Annotated in this window: 11 protein-coding genes; 7 read left to right on the forward strand and 4 right to left on the reverse strand. The window is 75.4% G+C overall.

Annotated features, from left to right (window positions below; translation table 11 throughout):
* Positions 1–34 precede the first annotated feature (34 nt).
* Together ACSRUE_RS06270 and ACSRUE_RS06275 are read right to left on the reverse strand one after the other, a co-directional pair.
* Positions 35–727, reverse strand: a complete 693-nt coding sequence (locus tag ACSRUE_RS06270) for a hypothetical protein (RefSeq protein WP_441290224.1) — start codon at positions 725–727, stop codon at positions 35–37.
* An 81-nt stretch (positions 728–808) separates the two neighbouring features.
* Complete coding sequence (locus tag ACSRUE_RS06275; RefSeq protein WP_441290225.1) at positions 809–3,613, reverse strand: DUF4388 domain-containing protein; 2,805 nt, start codon at positions 3,611–3,613, stop codon at positions 809–811.
* A gap of 320 nt (positions 3,614–3,933) precedes the next feature.
* Between ACSRUE_RS06275 and ACSRUE_RS06280 the strand changes: the two genes are divergently transcribed.
* The 7 genes from ACSRUE_RS06280 (at position 3,934) to ACSRUE_RS06310 (ending at position 11,385) form a co-directional block, all read left to right on the forward strand.
* Positions 3,934–4,167, forward strand: coding sequence for a hypothetical protein (locus ACSRUE_RS06280; RefSeq protein WP_441290226.1), 234 nt, complete (start codon positions 3,934–3,936; stop codon positions 4,165–4,167).
* A 66-nt stretch (positions 4,168–4,233) separates the two neighbouring features.
* Positions 4,234–4,911 (forward strand): sterol desaturase family protein, encoded by a 678-nt coding sequence (locus ACSRUE_RS06285; protein ID WP_441290227.1) that lies wholly within the window; start codon positions 4,234–4,236, stop codon positions 4,909–4,911.
* A gap of 137 nt (positions 4,912–5,048) precedes the next feature.
* Positions 5,049–6,200 (forward strand): hypothetical protein, encoded by a 1,152-nt coding sequence (locus ACSRUE_RS06290; protein ID WP_441290228.1) that lies wholly within the window; start codon positions 5,049–5,051, stop codon positions 6,198–6,200.
* A gap of 255 nt (positions 6,201–6,455) precedes the next feature.
* The gene (locus tag ACSRUE_RS06295; protein WP_441290229.1) at positions 6,456–8,117 is read left to right on the forward strand and encodes an ATP-binding protein; all 1,662 of its coding nucleotides are present in this window, start codon (positions 6,456–6,458) and stop codon (positions 8,115–8,117) included.
* Positions 8,114–9,283 (forward strand): response regulator, encoded by a 1,170-nt coding sequence (locus ACSRUE_RS06300; protein WP_437763133.1) that lies wholly within the window; start codon positions 8,114–8,116, stop codon positions 9,281–9,283. The genes ACSRUE_RS06295 and ACSRUE_RS06300 overlap by 4 nt, the downstream gene beginning before the upstream one ends.
* Before the next feature lie 187 nt (positions 9,284–9,470).
* Positions 9,471–10,508 (forward strand): hypothetical protein, encoded by a 1,038-nt coding sequence (locus ACSRUE_RS06305; protein WP_441290230.1) that lies wholly within the window; start codon positions 9,471–9,473, stop codon positions 10,506–10,508.
* A 214-nt stretch (positions 10,509–10,722) separates the two neighbouring features.
* A complete protein-coding gene (locus ACSRUE_RS06310; RefSeq protein ID WP_441290231.1) occupies positions 10,723–11,385 on the forward strand; it encodes a superoxide dismutase family protein in 663 nt (220 codons plus the stop codon).
* A gap of 126 nt (positions 11,386–11,511) precedes the next feature.
* Here the strand turns inward: ACSRUE_RS06310 and ACSRUE_RS06315 are convergent, their stop codons facing one another.
* Positions 11,512–13,134: a serine/threonine-protein kinase gene (locus ACSRUE_RS06315; RefSeq protein ID WP_441290232.1), complete on the reverse strand. Its 1,623-nt coding sequence runs from the start codon at positions 13,132–13,134 to the stop codon at positions 11,512–11,514.
* A 233-nt stretch (positions 13,135–13,367) separates the two neighbouring features.
* The gene (locus tag ACSRUE_RS06320; protein WP_441290233.1) at positions 13,368–16,694 is read right to left on the reverse strand and encodes a protein kinase domain-containing protein; all 3,327 of its coding nucleotides are present in this window, start codon (positions 16,692–16,694) and stop codon (positions 13,368–13,370) included.
* Positions 16,695–16,725: the final 31 nt, after the last annotated feature.

Here is a 16,725-nt window from a genome sequence, read left to right on the forward strand (position 1 = left end):
GGCACCAGCGCGCGGCGCGCTGAGCGCGCGCCCGTCAGTGCGCCGCAGGGCGCTCGTGCCGTCGCGTGACGACCGCGATGGCGACGGCGAGCAGCGCGGCGAGCAGGAACCCCCCGCCGAACGCGAGGCCGATGATCCAGGGCTGGATCGCCCTCCCCAGGCCGTCCGCGAAGCCCGTGGCGGCGGCGCGGCTCGCGCGCTCGATCGCGGCGCTCGAGCAGCCCGGGTCGCCGGCGGGGCACCCGGCGAGCTGCTCCATGAGCTCTGCTGTCCCCTCGCGCGCCGCAGCCCTCGCCGCGGCGCCTGTGCCCTGCTCGACGAGGGTGACGAGCGCCCGGTCGTGCTGGAGGGCCCCCTCGATCACGGCGCTGCTCACCGCCTCGCTCGTCTGCGCGATGACCGGCTCCAGGCCCTCGGCCTGCCGCCCGATCTCCGCCGCGCCGGCCCGGACCGCGTCGTGGACGATGGCCCCTACGAGCGGCCGCTCGCGCTCGCGCCCGCCCTCGGCCGGTCCTCCGGCGGGCCCGGCCCGGTCCTGCGCGCTGGGCTCGAGCGCCTCGAGCGTGCCGTGGGTCGCCTCCTTCGCCGCCTCGCGGACGCACCCCGGGGCGAGCACGAGGGCGGCGATCAGCGCCGCCGCGGCCGATCGACCGGAGCGCGCCGGCCCGCCCGCGCGCAGCGCGAGCAGCGCCGTCGCTCCGGGTCCGGGAGAGAGCGGGCATTGCACAGACGCGCCGTTCCTTCAGCAACCGTGCCCGCCACGCGTCCTGCGGAGCGCGCGGCGCCGCCCTCCCCGCGCCCGCGGCCGCTACGGCGGCCCCGCCTCGATCGCCCGCCGGTACCGCTCGCGCCTGTGCGGCTCGCGCAGGATCTCGTAGGCCTCGTCGAGCACCTCGATGACGAGCCGCACGTCGTCGAGCAGGTCCACGGTCGCGGCGGTGAGCAGGGTGGACGGCTCGAAGGCCTTCCTCAGCGCGAGGTACGCGCGGCGGATCTCGTAGTTCGTCGCGTCCCGCGGGATGCCGAGGATCGAGAAATAGTCCCCGTCCTCCACCAGCGCGAGCCGCGCCCGGACGCGCTGCCGGATCGCCTCCTCGTCGAGCGGATCTTCCACCGGCGGGGGCGGCGCCTCGGTGATCGACGGCGGGATGAGGACGTCGAGCACCTCCAGGCAGACGAGCGCGTAGAGCACGCTCGCGTTCTCGGGCTCCGCCGCGCTCACGAGCTCGCCGACGCTGCGGCCGCGCGCGGTGCGCACGAGCTCCTCCTCCTCGCGCCGCAGCGCGCACTCGCCGAGCAGGTTGCGCCGGACGCCGTCGTCGAGGCGCGCCCCCGGGCCGCCGAGGCGGCGCAGGGCGACCTCGGGGGCGATCACGCGGCGGATCGTCTCGACGAAGACCTCGGCGCCGGTGGCGCCGCCGAAGACGTTCGGCTCCGCCTTGAGGCGGCCCGGCGGCTCGGGCTCGAGGTCGCACGTCCCGGCCTCGACGAGCACGACGTGGCCGATGACCCACTCGGCGTGCGCGCGCAGCACCGGCCAGAGGTCGTCCTGGCCGAGGTGGCCGTGCGCGATGAGCGCCGCGCCGGCGTGCCGGCCCGAGGCGGGGAGCTTGCCCGCGAGCCGCGCGGCGACCTCGCGCTCGAGGTCGCCGCGCCCGACCAGGAAGGCGAGCAGCGTCTCCTCGGGGATGCTCGAGCCGGCGGTGACGAGATCGCCCTCGTGCAGGACGATGCGCCGCGCGCCCTCCTCGGTCGTGATCGCGAGGGCGCCGGAGGAGCGGCTGCCCACCGCGCGGGCCAGCGCGCGCGGCGCGTCGCCCGGGCCGAGCACCGTGGCCGAGGACGCCCCGCCGGAGCTCGGCGCCTCGTCGACCGGCTCGGGCGCCATGGCGCGGCCGAGCACGGCCGCGGTGACCGTGGCGGGCGCGGGAGGCACGAGCGGCAGCGCAGGCGGCGCGGGCCCACGCAGGGCCGCGCCGGAGATGGCCATGGACGGCGGAGCTGGCAGGGGCCCGCGGCCGAACGCGGACGTGCTCGGCGCGGCAGGCGGGCTCGGCGCGAGGAGGCCGCGCCCGAGCGAGCCGGCGCCCGCGCTCGCCGGGACGGGCCCGCCAGGAGGCGCCGGGGCGCGCCCCGCCGGGGCGGAGCGGGCCGGGGACGGCACGGGCGGCGGCTCGGGCTCGGCCCTCCCGACCGGCGACAGCAGCGCGGTCCTCACCTCGACCGAGGGAGGCGACACGAACGCGACGCCCGGAGACGGCGGCGGCGGAAAGCCAGGCGCGCGGGCGTCGCGGGCCTCGCGCGACCGGGGCGGCGGCTCGGTGACGCGCTGGCGCAGGCTCGGCTCGACGCGGCCCGACGGAGCGCGCGCCCAGTCGACGTCCTCGCCGCCGCGCGCAGGGCCGGCGCGGTCCCACGCGAGCTCCTCTCGCGGCGCGGGCGATGGCGAAGGCGACCGATCCCACGCGGGCTCGGGGCGCGGCGGCGGCGACGCGAAGGCGTGGGGCCGGCCCGCGTCGCGCGGGGTCGGCGGCGCGGCGTCGCGGCCGCCGCTCCGGCGCGCGGGACCGCCGAGATCGCGCTCCTCCCTGCCGTGCGGGTGCGCCTCCCTGTCGAGCGAGAGCGCCGCGAGCTCGGGGCCGGCGCGCTTCGTCGCGTGCGCCCCGTCGAACGCGGGCTCGGAGGCGCGGTCGTCCTCGTGCTCGTCGCCCGGCTCGGCGAGCTCGACGAGCGAGTCGCCGGGCCCTGTGTGCTCGGCGCGGGTGGCCGCCGGCTGCGGAGCGGGCGCGACGCCGTACGGGCCTTCGCTCGACCTCGGCTGCGAGGGCGACCCGGCGAGCGCCTGGGCGACGGCCGCGCTCGCGCCGGTCCGCGGCTCGTCCTCGTCCGGATCCAGGGGCTCGTCGAGGGCGGAGAGCAGCTCCGGCGACAGCATCAGGTCGACCTCCTCCTCGGCCGCCGGGATGCTCGACGGGTGCGCCTTCGCCGTGACCCGCTGCTCGGCGGCGACGAGGATCTCCTCGAGCTCCGGGCTGATCCGCGCCGGCAGGAGGCGCGGACCGACCTCGTCGCCGTCCTCCTCCGGGGGCGGCAGCACCGAGCCGACGTCGAGCGGGTCGAGATCGCTCGAGAAGTCGGGGTTCGACGGGACGTCGTGGTCGAGCGGCCCCGGCAGGCCGGCCTCGAGGTGCGCCTCGACGGCGTGCTCTCCGCGGAACCGCCCGGGCTCGGCGACCGCGCTCACGTGCGCGGCGAGCTCGGCGGTGTCGACCGGGCGCTCGAACACCTGCCCGAACAGCTGGGGATCGAGCTCCGCCGAGCGGACCGGATCCCCCACGAGGAGCACGGACGCGGCGACGCCGCCCGGCCGCAGGTAGAGGCGCTCGAGCGCCTCGATCGCGCCGGGCTCGTCGATGTCGACGATCACGACGCGCGGCGCGTCGCTCTCGAGGCGCGCGTCGAGCTCGGCGATCGGCGCCGCGATCACCTCGAAGCCCCGGCCCCGCAGCGCCGCGCCGATCGCCTCGCCGTCCGCCGACGCGTCGGCCAGCAGGATGGCGCCTTCGCGCGGGCGCGCCTGCACTGCTTCGTAGTCGTCGCGGGGCTCGGACACGGCGGTCATCTCGTGGCGGCGGCCCGGCAGAGCAGCGCCCAGGGGCCCGCATCGCCTGGACTCTCGACGGTCGTCGGCGGGCTGTCAAACGCGATCGCGGCCCGCTCGCGTTCCCGCTCGTGTTCCCGCCGCGCAGCGCAGCTCCCGCCACGACCGCCCCGCCGGCGCGGCGAGGTCTTTACCCCTGCCGCGCTGGGGGCGCCCGGCCGACATCACCTCCGCGACGCGAGCGCGAGCGCGCGGTCCACGCCGCCGCGCGTCGCCGCACGCGGGCGCGGCGGCGCCCCCGCTGCGGGCGCCGCGTGGTAGACGTCGACGCCATGGTGCTCGGCGCTTCCCACAACGAGATCGCCCTGACGGCCTTCCTGCTCATCGTCGTGCTGCTCGCCGCGAAGATCGGCCGCATCGGCGAGGCGATCGGCGGGCTGTTCGAGCGGGACGCGCCCGCGACGGACGGCGGCGCGCCCGGGGACGGCGCGGAACAGGCGGGACAGGCGGAACGGGCGGAACGGGCGGAACGGGCGGAACCGAGGGAAGAACGCCAGGAAAGCTGAGCGCGCCCCCTCACCGGCGGCCTCGCCCGCGCTTGCGTTCTGTTTTTTTGAAATTCATAGTTTCCGATGGTCGTGAACGAGCCGGCCTCGCCGCGATCACGGCGGCGCGCGGAGATCGCGGCGCGGATCCCGCGCGGGTACCGCCCGGCGCTCCACCTCGCGGCGCCCACGCTGCTCGGCGCGCTCGTGCTCGCGGCGGCGGTGCGCCTCCTCGACGCCGTCGATGCCGTCGAGCTCGTCGCGGTGCCTGCGACGCTGCTGCTCGGCCTCGCCTTCGAGTGGTGGGCGCACAGGTCGGTGCTGCACCGGCGGGCGCCGCTGCTCGGCGCGCTGTGCGAGCGGCACGAGCGCGAGCACCACCTCGCCTTCACCGCCGACGACATGGCGCTGCGGAGCGCCCGCGAGCTCTGGCTGGTGCTGACGCCGCCCGCCTCGGCGCTCCTGGTCCTCGCCTTGCTGCTGCCGCCCGCCGCGGCGGCGGGCGCGCTGCTCTCGCCGGACGCGGCGCTGCTCGGCCTCGCGACGGCGATGGCGTTCTTCGTCGGCTACGAGTGGCTGCACCTCGCGTATCACCTGCCGGCGGACAGCCCGGTGTACCGGATCCCGGGGCTCGCGCGGCTCCGCGAGCACCACCGCAGGCACCACGATCCCCGGCTCATGAAGCGCTGGAATTTCAACGTGACCGTGCCCGTGTTCGATCTCGTCCGCGGGACGCGCTGGTCGCCGCCGCGCAAGGGCGCGTAGCCGCGGCGCGGGGGCGCGCAGCCGCCACGCCAGGCGCGCCCCTGGCGTGGCGGCTGCGCGCCCCCCTCCGCCGCGCCGGAGCGCGCGGGGCGCGCCCGCCGGGGCGTCCGCCGCGGCCGTGTGCTAACGGGTCGCGCGTGCAGCCGCGGACCAGAGACGGCCTCGTCCTCCTGCTCGTCGGGGTCCTGCTCGGCGGCGGCGTCGCCTGGCTCCTCGGCCGCCGGCGGGAGAGCCCCCCCGCGGCGCCGCGCGCGCTCGACGCAGTGCCCGCCGGCGCGATGCTCGTCGCGACGCTCGATCTCCCGGCCCTGCGCGCCTCGCCCGCGTTCGCCTCGTTCCTGCGCGAGGAGCGCGAGATCCCGGGGCTCGGCAAGGTGCGCGACGTGTGCGGCTTCGACCCGGTGGCCGCCTTGACCGAGGTCGCGATCGCCATCCCGGCGGCGGGCGAGGGCGGCGAGTTCGGGCTGGTCGCGGCCGGCGCCGTGCAGGACGAGGCGCTGCTCGCGTGCGCCTCCAAGGTCATCGAGGCCCGCGGCGGGCGGCCGGTCGTCTCCGGGATCGGCAGCTTCCGCGCGGTGCAGGACTCGAGCGCCGAGGGCCACGGCGAGATCGCGGTGCGCCCCGGGGGGCCGATCCTGCTCGGCGGGGGCGCGTACCTGCGCGCCATGATCGACGCCGCCGAAGGCCGCGCCGGCAGCGTCGGCGCGAGCGGCGCGCACGACGACATCGCCCGCGCCGTGGGCGAGGGGGCGGCGCGCGTCACGGTGGTGCTCACGCCCGAGCAGCGCGCCGAGATCGGGCGCGAGCTCGCGCTGAGCGGCTCCAGCCGATCGCCCGCGGCGTCCCTTCTCTCCGGCGGCGCCAGCGTCGCGCTCGGCCCGGAGATCGCCGTCCACGCCGCCGTCCTCTGCGACGCGGAGGCCCCCTGCGCCGCGCTCGGCGCGGAGCTGCGCGCGGCGCGAGACGCGCGCGCGGCGGACCTCGCGACGCGGCTCGTCGGCTTCGGCGCCCTGCTCGAGCGCATCGCGATCGCGGCCGAGGGCAAGGCGCTCCACGCGCGCGTCAAGCTGTCGCCCGAGGAGGCCGGCGTCCTCGTCGATCGGCTCGCCTCGCTGCGCGGCCTCCGCCAGCCTGCGCTCGCGCCCAGGCGGCCGCCGGCGCAGGGAGACGCCGCCCCGCCGCCGCGCGGAGACGCCGCCCCGCCGCCGCACGGAGACGCCGCCCCGCCGCCGACCGATGAGGTTGTCACACCCCCGCGGCGAGCGAAGCCGGACGGCGGCGCGCCGTAGCGCGTGGACCCGCGCTGGCGAGCAGCGCGTAAACGCGCCGGGGAGAGCCGACCGCCGCGTCGCGCTGCCGCGGCGCGGCTCCGTCGATTCCGTGGTCTGCCTGACGAGCGCGCCGCTCCGCCGCCCAAAGCCGCGCGGCGTGCCCGATCGGGCCCCCACGGGCTGCCCCGAACTCCTGTAACCTGAGCGGTGCCTTCCGACGGGATCGGCGCTCCGGTCTTTCCCGCCGCGCAGGAGGCGGGTGGGGCACATCGCATGCAGGTCGTCCGGATCTCCGCCTTCGTGGTCGTCGGGACCCTCCTTCTGGTCGCCCTCTGGGCGCTCCGCCGGCGGCTCCACGCCCGCGAGCTCGAGCTCGCGCGGAAGGCGCAGGAGCTCGCGGCGAGCCGCGCCGCGGAGCAGCGGCTCTGCGAGGAGCTCGCCGAGGCGCGGCGGGCCGAGGAGGAGGCGCGCAGGGCGAGGGAGGAGGCCTTGACCGCGAGCCGGTCGAAGAGCGCGTTCCTCGCCAACATGAGCCACGAGCTCAGGACCCCGCTCAACTCGATCCTCGGCTTCGCGCAGCTCGTGGAGCGCGACCCCTCGCTCGCCGACCGGCACCGCGAGAACCTCGCGGTCATCTGCAAGAGCGGCGAGCACCTGCTCGGCCTCGTCAACGACATCCTCGAGATGGCGAAGATCGAGGCCGGCCGCATGACGCTCGTCGACGCCGAGTTCGACCTCCACGACACGCTCTCGGGGCTCTCGGAGATGTTCGCTGTCGAGGCCCAGAAGCGGGGCCTCACGCTCACGGTCGAGCGGGAGCAGGACGTGCCGCGGCACGTCCACGGCGACGAGGGGAAGCTGCGGCAGGTGCTGATCAACCTGCTCGGCAACGCGCTGAAGTTCACGCCGCGCGGGTCGGTCACGCTGCGCGCCTCGGCACGGCGCGCGACAGGCGCGCACGACGGCGCGGCGGCGGGGCGGGTGCGGGTGTCGTTCGAGGTGACGGACACCGGCCGGGGCATGGCCAAGGCGGAGCTCGCGGAGCTCTTCGAGGCGTTCGCGCAGACCACGACCGGGCGGCAGTCGCGCGAGGGCACGGGCCTCGGCCTGCACATCAGCCGGCGCATCGTGCGGATGATGGGGGGCGACATCCGGGTGGAGAGCCAGGTCGGCCGCGGGACGACGCTCCGCTTCGACGTGCGCCTGTCGCTGGCCGACGCGCCCGACGCGCGCGCCGGCGGCGCGGCGCGCGCTCCGGCGGCGCTCCGGGCCGTCGGGCTCTCGCCGGGCCAGCCGAGGTACCGCGTGCTCGTGGTCGACGACCGGTGGGACGTGCGCCACTGCCTGCTCAAGCTGCTCGACTCGGTCGGCGTCGAGGCGCGCAGCGCGACGAACGGGCTCGGCGCGGTGGCGCAGTGGGAGACGTGGGCGCCGCACCTCGTGCTGCTCGATCTCCGCATGCCGCTGCTCGACGGCTACGAGGCGGCGAGCCGCATCAAGGCGAGCGCGCGCGGGCACGAGACGGTCGTCGTGGCGATGACCGCGAGCGCCTTCGAGCAGAACCGGGCGCTCGCGGCGGAGGCGGGGTGCGACGACTTCGTGAGCAAGCCGTTCCGCGACGCGGACATCCTCGGCCTCCTGACGAAGCACCTCGGGGCCCGCTTCGAGTACGAGGAGCGCCCCGCCGAGCCCGGCGCCGCCCAGGGGGCGCCGGCCGTCGACCTCGCCCGGGCGGCGGCCGGGCTGCCCGCCGCGCTCCGCAAGGACCTCCGGCGGGCGGCGACGCGGCTCGACGCGAAGGCCGTCCAGGCGACGCTCGATCGGTTCCGGCCGGAGGACGCGGACCTCGCGGGGGCCGTGGCCGAGCTCGCGCGGGGGTATCGCTTCGACAGCATCTTGGCGCTATCGAGCGCCGACGAGGAGGAGCCGTCATGACGGACACCGACGCAAAGCCAGCCCCCCGCGGGGCGGCCCCGGGCGCGCGGCCGGAGCGCCCCGGGGAAGAGCCCGCGAGCATCCTGATCGTGGACGACATGCCGGCGAACCTGTCGCTCCTGACCTCGATGCTGACGGCGCAGGGCTACGAGGTGCGGGCGGCGATCAGCGGCGCGATGGCGCTGATGTCGGCGGCGGCGGCGCCTCCGGACCTCATCCTGCTCGACGTGAGCATGCCCCACATGGACGGCTACGAGGTGTGCCGCCGGCTCAAGGGGGATCCCGGGACGGCGGACATCCCGGTCATCTTCCTGAGCGCGATGACCGGCATCGGCGACAAGGTGATGGCGTTCGACGCGGGCGGCGTCGATTACGTCACGAAGCCGTTCGAGCTGCGCGAGGTGCTCGCCAGGGTGGGGACGCAGCTGCTCTTGCACCGGCAGCGCCGGGAGCTCGAGCGGCAGCGGAGGGAGCTCGAGGAGCGCTACGCGCAGGTGCGCCAGATGCAGGCGGCGCTGCGCGGCTACCTGTCCGACCGGGCGTGGGAGAGCATCGAGGAGAGCGTGTCGTCGAACCGGCCGAGCCCGCCGGCGCGCGAGGTGCTGACGGTGCTGGTCAGCGACATCGAGGAGTTCGTGCGGCTGTCGGAGAGCGAGGAGCCCGGGCCGCTGATCGCGGATCTCAGCCTCTACATGGCCACGGTGGCGCAGATCGTCTACGACCACGCGGGCGAGGTCGACAAGTACGTCGGCGACGGCATGCTCGCGTTCTTCCGGGGCGCGAGCGACGCGCTCGCGGCGGCGCAGCGGATCCAGCGGAGCATCGCGGCCTTCAACGAACATCAGCGCTCGCAGGGCCGGCCCGCCTTCCCGACGCGGCTCGGGCTCTCGACAGGGCCCGTCCTCCTGGCGATCATCGGGTCGAGCGGCAGGCGGGAGTTCACCATCATCGGCGATCGTGTGAACACCGCGTTTCGGATTCAGGCGCAGGCGAGGGCCGGCGGCCTGCTGATGGATGAGGCGACGTTCACCGCGGCCGGGAGCCCTGGAGAAGCGATGCCCGCGCTGGCGCGGATCCGGGGAAAGCAGGGAGAGGAGAGGCTCTATGCGATCTCGCCGGAGGCGATGTTGGCAGGAGCAGAGGGCAGCGGGGCGGACGGCGGTTGAGCGCTCACGCTCGCTCCCGGCCCGACAGGCTGGCTGTTCAAGGCTGCTCCCCCGCCTGATCGTGCTGCCCCGCACCGCCGGGGCCATTCGAGTTCCAGCGCCTGGATCGTGCTATCTGCCGAAAACGTTCGTTCTTGAACCACGCGATGACCTCGTGCAATAGTCGCCGCGGAGGATGGAAACGAACATGAATCTTCGAATTAGCGTTACTTTGCTTGGCCTGCTCGCGACCTTTGCGGCGGGCGCGGTTGCGTGCTCGGATGACGATGGTGGCACGACGTCGTCGTCGTCCTCGACCACCGGCGAGGGCGGCGGCGCCACCAGCGGCGGCGGCGCCGGCGAGGGCGGCGGCGCCACCAGCGGCGGCGGCGCCGGCGAGGGCGGCGGCGCCACCAGCGGCGGCGGCGCCGGCGAGGGCGGCGCCGGCGAGGGCGGCGGCCCGGCCTGTGCGGCGCTGCTCTGCGACGACTTCGAGTCGTACGAGGGCCAGGGCGCGAACGGCGAGAAGCTGGGCGCGTGGACGGTCTACACGGCCATGGCGGGCTCCACCGTGTCGGTCGACACGGAGAAGCATTACAGCGGCACCAAGTCCATCAAGGTGACCACGCCCGCGAGCTCGGGAGACAACAACTACAAGTCGGCCATGATCAAGTTCGCGGACGCCGACGCCCTGCCCACCGAGGCGAACGTCATCCATGGTCGCATGATGTTCTTCCTCGAGGCCGCGCCGACGGGGGATGTGCACTGGACCATCATCGACGGTTCAGGGACCATTCCTGGCAGCGATTTCGAGGGAATGCCCTACGCGGCACAGTATCGCTACGGCGGGCAGCACCCGACCGCGGCCGGCAGCCAGCTCATGGCGAACTACGATACGCCCGGGTACTGGAGCGACCCGAAGACGGGCCCGCAGTCGGACTGCTGGCACCACGCGGAGGAGACGACGGTGGTCCCGACCGGCGCGTGGACCTGCGTCGAGTTCAGCTTCGACGGGCCGAAGAACGAGATGCGCTTCTGGCTCAATGGCGCGGAGCTGGCCGATCTCAAGGTGTCCGGGACGGGCCAGGGCTGCGCCAACAACGAGACGAACTACACGTGGAAGGCGCCGGCGTTCGACAGCATCGGCCTCGGCTGGGAGTCCTATCAGGCGGATTCCGCCCGCTCGATGTGGATCGATGACGTCGTGATCGGCACCGCGCCCATCGGCTGCCCGCCCGCGCAGTGAGCGCGCGCCGCTGAGCTCGGCGACGCGCGGAACGGACTCCGCGCCTCGCCGGTCCCTTTCCGGGGGTCGGGCGCGCTGCCCGCGGCGCCGGCCGGCGCAGGCCGCGCGCCGGCGCACCTGACGAATGTCGGGTTCGCCGATTGATCGCTCGCCAGGACCGCTCTACGAGACGGCGGAGGTCCAACGCTTCACGAACCTGGAGGTCTCCGCTGTGATGAAACCGGCCTATCGTCTCTCGCTGCTCGCCTCGTTCGTCCTGGGCGCCACCGCTTGTGGCGGCGCGCCCGAGCCGGCCCCTGCGGTCCCCGACGTCCCCGCCCAGCCCGCGCAGCCTGCGCCGGAGGCGCCCGCGGCGCCCGAGGCCGCGGCGCCCGAGGCCAGCCCGCCGGCGGGCGCCGCGGCGCCGGAGGCTGCGCCGCCTGCGCCGCCGGTGAGCGTCTCCGTGCCCATCGAGGCACGGACCAAGTCGAAGCTCAAGGGCACCGCGACCTTCACCGAGGTCGAGGGCGGCGTGAAGGTCGCCGTCCAGGTCTCGGGCGCTCCCAAGGGCAAGGTCGCCGTCCACGTGCACGAGACCGGCGATTGCAGCGCGCCGGACGCGAAGAGCGCGGGCGCGCACTACAACCCCGAGAACCACCCGCACGGCATCCCCGACGGCGCGCCTCACCACCTCGGCGATCTCGGCAACATCGAGGTCAAGGCCGATGGGACCGGCACCCACGAGATCATCGCCAAGGGCGCGAATCTCAAGGAGGGCGCTCCGAACACCTTCCTCGGCCGCGCCATCATCGTCCACGAGAAGGCGGATGACGGCAGCCAGCCCGCCGGCAACGCCGGCGGTCGCATCGGCTGCGGCGTCATCTCGCAGGGCAAGTGACGCCCGCGCGACGCGGCCCGCCGCTCCGCGCTCACACCACGTCGACTCCACCTCACCGCCTGTCCTGAGAGGGCCTCTCTCCGAACGCCCGCAGCGCCCGCAGGGCGGGAGTCTCCGTCTCCGGTGTCACCGGGGCGGCGCGCTGACCGGAACGCCCTTTCTGCCCAGGGCCGGGCCCGGGCTCGGGAGGCCCCCGCTCGCGGGCCGCTCCTCGGGCCGCGTTCCGCTGGCCAGCAGCACGACGACGATCGCCGCCGCCACCGCCGCCAGGACGAAGCCCGCCCTGAAGGGCGAGCGCAGCCGCCGGAGCGTGTCCGCGAGCGTCGCCTCGTCGGCGTCCTCCCCGACGCGCGCCCTCTCCGGCGCTGGGCCGGACGCGCCGAGCCCGACATGGCCGGCCTCCGCCCGGGGCTGAGGCCGCGCCGAGCCGACCGCCACCTCGCCCCGCTCCGCAGGGCTGGTCTCCGACCGGACGCGCGAGCGGTCCGACACCGTGACGGCCTCGCTCCGCTCCGCCGGATCCGCCTCGGCAGGGGCGCGCAGGCGGTCCGAGACCGTCGCCGCCTCGCTCCGCTCCACCAGGTCGGTCTCCGGCCGGACGCGCGAGCGGTCCGACACCGTGACGGCCTCGCTTCGCTCCACCGGATCCGCCTCCTCGGGAGCCGCGGGGAACACGGGAGGAGGAGGCTCCGGGCGAAGCTCGATCGCCATGCCGCCGGTGGATGCGCCGGAGCCCATGGTGGTGGGGATCGAGCCGCGCTCCCCCGCGTCGACGCCGTCCACGCCGGGGCGCACCCCGGACAGCGAGTCGCGCACGCCCCCGCGCAGGATGCGCTGGATGCGGTCGACGAGCGGCTGCGCCGCGGGCGGCGCGAACGGGCGGAGCGCCAGCGTGAGCTCCGCCAGGTCGGGCCAGCGCCTGTCGCGATCCCGCTCGAGGCACCGCATGATGATCGGATCGATGTCCGGCGAGAGCCCGCGGCAGACCTTCGACGGCAGCTCCGGCACGAACTTGCCCCCGAGCACGAGCGACACCGTCTGGACGGAGCGCGCATGCATGGGATACCGGCCGGTGAGCAGCACGTAGAGGAGCGACCCGACCGCCCAGATGTCCGCGCGCGCGTCGACGTCGCGCTGCCCGCGCATCTGCTCGGGGGGCATGTAGTGGGGCGTCCCCAGCATCTGGCCCGTGCTGGTCCGCATCTCGGCGATGCCGAGGAGCGCCGCCTGCGACACCTTGGAGACGCCGAAGTCGAGCACCTTGATGCACGGCGTCCCCTCGCGCGTGTGCGTCAGGAAGAGGTTGGCCGGCTTCACGTCGCGGTGCACCAGCCCGAGCGCGTGCGCCTCCGCGAGCGCGTCGCACGCCTGGATGACGTAGAGCGTCGCCTCCTCCGCCGGCAGCGGGCCCCGCTGCTTGCGGACGACCCGGAGATCGCGGCCGTCGAGGAACTCCATCACCATGTACGGCAGCCCGTTCTCGAGCCGCCCGACGTCGTGCACCTTGACCGCGTGCTCGCTCCTGAGCCGCGACGCGATCCGCGCCTCCTGCAGGAAGCGCCCGCACATCTCCGGATCGGCCGCGGTGGCCGGCAGCAGCACCTTGATCGCCCGCAGCTCGTCGAGATCGACGTGGGTCGCGGCGACGACGGCGCCCATCGCGCCCTTGTCGAGCAGCCGGTCCACGCGGTACTTGCCGGCGATCAGGGTTCCGACCTCCAGCCCTTCGATCTCTTCCAGGCCGCGCATGTTCGAAACCTCCGACCGAGAGCGCCGCGCCGCGGCAGCCAGCATAGCGCAGCCGATCGTCGGCCGGACAGCCGTTGCCGAGGAAGCGACGCTCCTCTGCCCCTTTGCGCCCTTTGCGCCCTCCGCTGGCCGGCGCGACGCTCGCGTGCCCGCGCGGCGCGATGTCGCGGACGCCCTCACCGCGCGCCGCGCCGCTCGCGGGAGCGCACCACGGCGGCGCGGCCCGCCCTGGCTCAGCCCCCTTCCCGCGCCCCGCTCGGCCTCTTGATCGCGATCGTCCGCCGCGCGCCGCCCGACTCGAGCGTGAGCTCGAGGGTAGCGCCCTCCTGCGCGCTCGGCAGCGCATAACGCATCGCGTCAAAGCTGACGAGGGGCCGGCCGTTGATCGCGACCACCGTGTCGCCGACGCGGACGCCCGCGGCCGCGGCGGGGCCGCGGTCTTCCACGGCGACCACGACGGCGTCTCCGCTCGTCTTCAGCGCGCCTTCGAGCAGCGGGAAGAGGGGCGCCGCGGTCAGCCCGAGCGCGCTGACCGTCCTCCGGTAGCTCTGCACGGCCGCGTCGAAGCTCTCCTTGCGCATGCGGTAGCGCGCGACGGCCGCCACCGCGCCGCCGCGCTCCTGGAAGCGCGCGTCGACGCGCTCGGGGGTCGCGAACGCGCCGACCTGCTTCAGGTAGCGGCTCGCCTCGGCCTCCGCCATGCCGGCGCGGCGCGCGCCGCCGCCGCCGTGCGCCTGGATGAAGTCGTACGCCTGCGACCCCGCGAGCGCCGGCACGACGTTGCTCGCGAGCCGGGAGATCGCGTCGGCGCGCGCGACCGCGAGCGCCGCCTCTCGGCTGGCGCCCGAGCCCTCGCCGACCACGAAGATCGCGTCGCCCTCGGCGATGAACGGCCGGTCCATCCACGGAGGGCTCTCCTCGGCCGGCGGAGCCGCGCGCCACCCCGAGCTCGGCGCGGGCGCCGGGCCCGCCCCGGCGGCGGTGCGCGGGCGTCCCCGGCTCTGGTAGGCGAAGGCCACGGCGAGCACGAGCAGCGCTCCCGCCGCGAACGCCGCGAGCACCCCGCGCGAGCTGGAGCCACGGGCCGCCGAGACGGCCGCGGCCGGCGGAGACGCCCCCGCCGGCGCCGCTGCCCCTGCGGGCGCCCCCGCCGGCGCCGCTGCGCCTGCGGGCGCCCCTGCCCCCGCCGTCGTCACGTGCCCCCCCGCGGCAGAGCGCTTCGTCGCCGGCTCGGACGTCCCGGCGAGCGTGGGCGCCGGCTCCAGCGCGGCGCCGAGGCGCTTCAGCGCCGGCCGGAGCCACGGGAGCGCGAGCGGCGCGTTGCACCGCTTGCACGGCACGTACGGCTCCCGCTCCTCGCGGGCGGCCTGCGCGGCCTCCTTCACGTCGAGCAGCGTCTGCCGGGGCGCGTTGCACCGCTCGCAGGCGCCCTCGACGATCGCCGAGACCACCTCCGCTCGCAGCGGGGGGCTCTCGGAGGCGAGGTGCTCGAGCAGCACCACGGGACAGCCCTCGATCTGGATCGACGTCACCTCGCCGCCCAGCGCGCGGAGCGACAGCGCGAGCGCCCTCGCGCCCTCGGACGTCACCCCCGCCGCGCCCGCGAGATCGAGCACCAGCGGCCCCTCGATCCCGTCGAGCGCGCGCTTCCACCGCACGTGCGCGTCGAGCTTGCAGCGCACGCGGATGCGCGTCCCACGCTCGTCGACCGTCTTCTCGATCGCCTCGTGGGTCCCCGCGTCGAGCCGCGCGAGCTCGTCGAGCACGGCCCGCACGTCCTCCGGCAGATCGATCCCCGCGTGGATCGCCGCGAACGCGAAGTAGCTCTCGGCGTCGTCGTCGAACACCGCCGCAGCGCCGCAGCGCGGGCAGGGGCTCGCGGGCGGCTCGTGCGTCCTGACGAGGTGCGCGTCCCTGTCGCAGTCGAACAGCCGATCGAACGCGGCGCCGCAGCGCTCGCACCGGTACGGGCCGTAGAACGACGCGACGCGCCCGTCCCCGAAGAAGCGGCGGATCATGCTGATCTGGTTCACGAGCGGCTCGGTGCAGCGGCCGATGTAGATCTCGGACGCGCTCCGCGACACCTCGGCCAGCATCGCCATCCACTCGCGCACGCCGAACGACGTGACCCGCTGCACCCCGCCCAGATCGAAGAGCACGCGGCCGGAGATGCCGCGCGCGACAGCGAGGCCCTGGAGCTCCTCGGTCATCCGCCCCGACAGCGAGACGATGAGCAGGCTGCCCAGCCTCCGCTTGGTCACCGTGAGGGCCCGCGGCCCGTGCCCGTGCGCCCCCTCGGGCTCCGCGCCCTCCACGCCGGCGCCGGCGTCCGCGAGCGACAGCGCGGGCAGCCTCCTGGAGCGCGGCAGCGTGTCCAGATCCCCCGCGGAGTCGGGCCGCGACGCCGTGAAGAGCGGCGCGGAGAGCTTCGTGGCGACCGCGCCGGGGCGGCCGGTCTCGGCGGCCTGCGGCGCCCCGCCCGCGGCGTCGAGCGCGCCCGCGAAGGAGTCCTCGTTCTGGTTCGTCTCCTGCTTCTCGACGATGTGCGATTCGAGGTCCGCCCCCGAGGCGAGCGCGCCCCGCCACGCCTCCACGCGCTGGCCGAACAGCTCCGACATGAACGACGACAGGGCGAGGGCCGAGGTGGCGAGCCGCTCCTCCCGGGCGAACGCCTCGAGGTCGATCTGGAGATCCCTCGCGGTCGCGTACCGCTTCTCCCGATCCCGCTCCAGGCACTTGAGCAGGATGCGCTCCAGCCCCGGCGGGTAGTCGGCGCAGACCTCGCTCGGCGGCAGCACGGGGTCCTCCACGATCGCCCGCATCAGCTCGAACTCGGTGGCGCCGCGCCGGAACATCCGGCTCCCCGTCGACATCTCGTAGAGCAGGAGGCCGACCGAGTAGATGTCGCTCCGGCGATCGAGGTGCTCGCTCGTGCACTGCTCGGGCGACATGTACGGGACCTTGCCCTTGAGCGCGCCGTCGCGCGTCTCGTTGACCCGGTTCGCCGCCTTCGCGATCCCGAAGTCGAGGATCTTCACGGCCCCGTCGTAGGTGACGATCACGTTGTGCGGGGACACGTCGCGGTGGACGATGTCGAGCGGCTTGCCGTCGAAGCCGACCTTCTCGTGCGCGTAGTGGAGCCCCGCCGCGACGCCCGCCGCGATGGTGATCGCGTGCTCGATCGGCATCCGCCGGTTCGCCGACCGGAGCGACTTCCGGACGGTCCTGAGATCCTCGCCGTGGAGGTACTCCATCGCGATGACCGGCACGCCGTCGACGTCCTCGATGTCGTACATCTGGACGAGGTTGGGGTGGTCGAGGGTGGCGGCGATGCGCGCCTCGTCGAGGAACATCCGCACGAACTCGGGGCTGTCGACGAGGTGCGGGAGGATGCGCTTGACCACGCAGATCTTCCTCACGCCCGAGATGCCCGCGACCGAGGCCACCCAGATCTCGGCCATGCCGCCCATGCCGATCTTCTTGATCAGGCTGTACCTGCCGAGGGTGGTGGGGTGGCGCGAGCCGACGCTCATGGGGCCGGCGGCGTGGCGCTCGGTCATTCGACCGCCTCCATCGCTCGGGCCGGCGGCG

This window comes from Sorangium sp. KYC3313 (genome assembly GCF_052075895.1).
Classification (GTDB): domain Bacteria; phylum Myxococcota_A; class Polyangia; order Polyangiales; family Polyangiaceae; genus Sorangium; species Sorangium cellulosum_B.

Excerpts from the sequence above, each read along its gene's own strand:
- ACSRUE_RS06280 (WP_441290226.1), top strand. The coding sequence starts at position 3,934 with ATGGTGCTCGGCGCTTCCCACAACGAGATCGCCCTGACGGCCTTCCTG.
- ACSRUE_RS06285 (WP_441290227.1), top strand. The coding sequence starts at position 4,234 with ATGGTCGTGAACGAGCCGGCCTCGCCGCGATCACGGCGGCGCGCGGAG.
- ACSRUE_RS06295 (WP_441290229.1), top strand. The coding sequence starts at position 6,456 with ATGCAGGTCGTCCGGATCTCCGCCTTCGTGGTCGTCGGGACCCTCCTT.
- ACSRUE_RS06300 (WP_437763133.1), top strand. The coding sequence starts at position 8,114 with ATGACGGACACCGACGCAAAGCCAGCCCCCCGCGGGGCGGCCCCGGGC.
- ACSRUE_RS06305 (WP_441290230.1), top strand. The coding sequence starts at position 9,471 with ATGAATCTTCGAATTAGCGTTACTTTGCTTGGCCTGCTCGCGACCTTT.
- ACSRUE_RS06310 (WP_441290231.1), top strand. The coding sequence starts at position 10,723 with ATGAAACCGGCCTATCGTCTCTCGCTGCTCGCCTCGTTCGTCCTGGGC.
- ACSRUE_RS06315 (WP_441290232.1), bottom strand. The coding sequence starts at position 13,134 with ATGCGCGGCCTGGAAGAGATCGAAGGGCTGGAGGTCGGAACCCTGATC.
- ACSRUE_RS06320 (WP_441290233.1), bottom strand. The coding sequence starts at position 16,694 with ATGACCGAGCGCCACGCCGCCGGCCCCATGAGCGTCGGCTCGCGCCAC.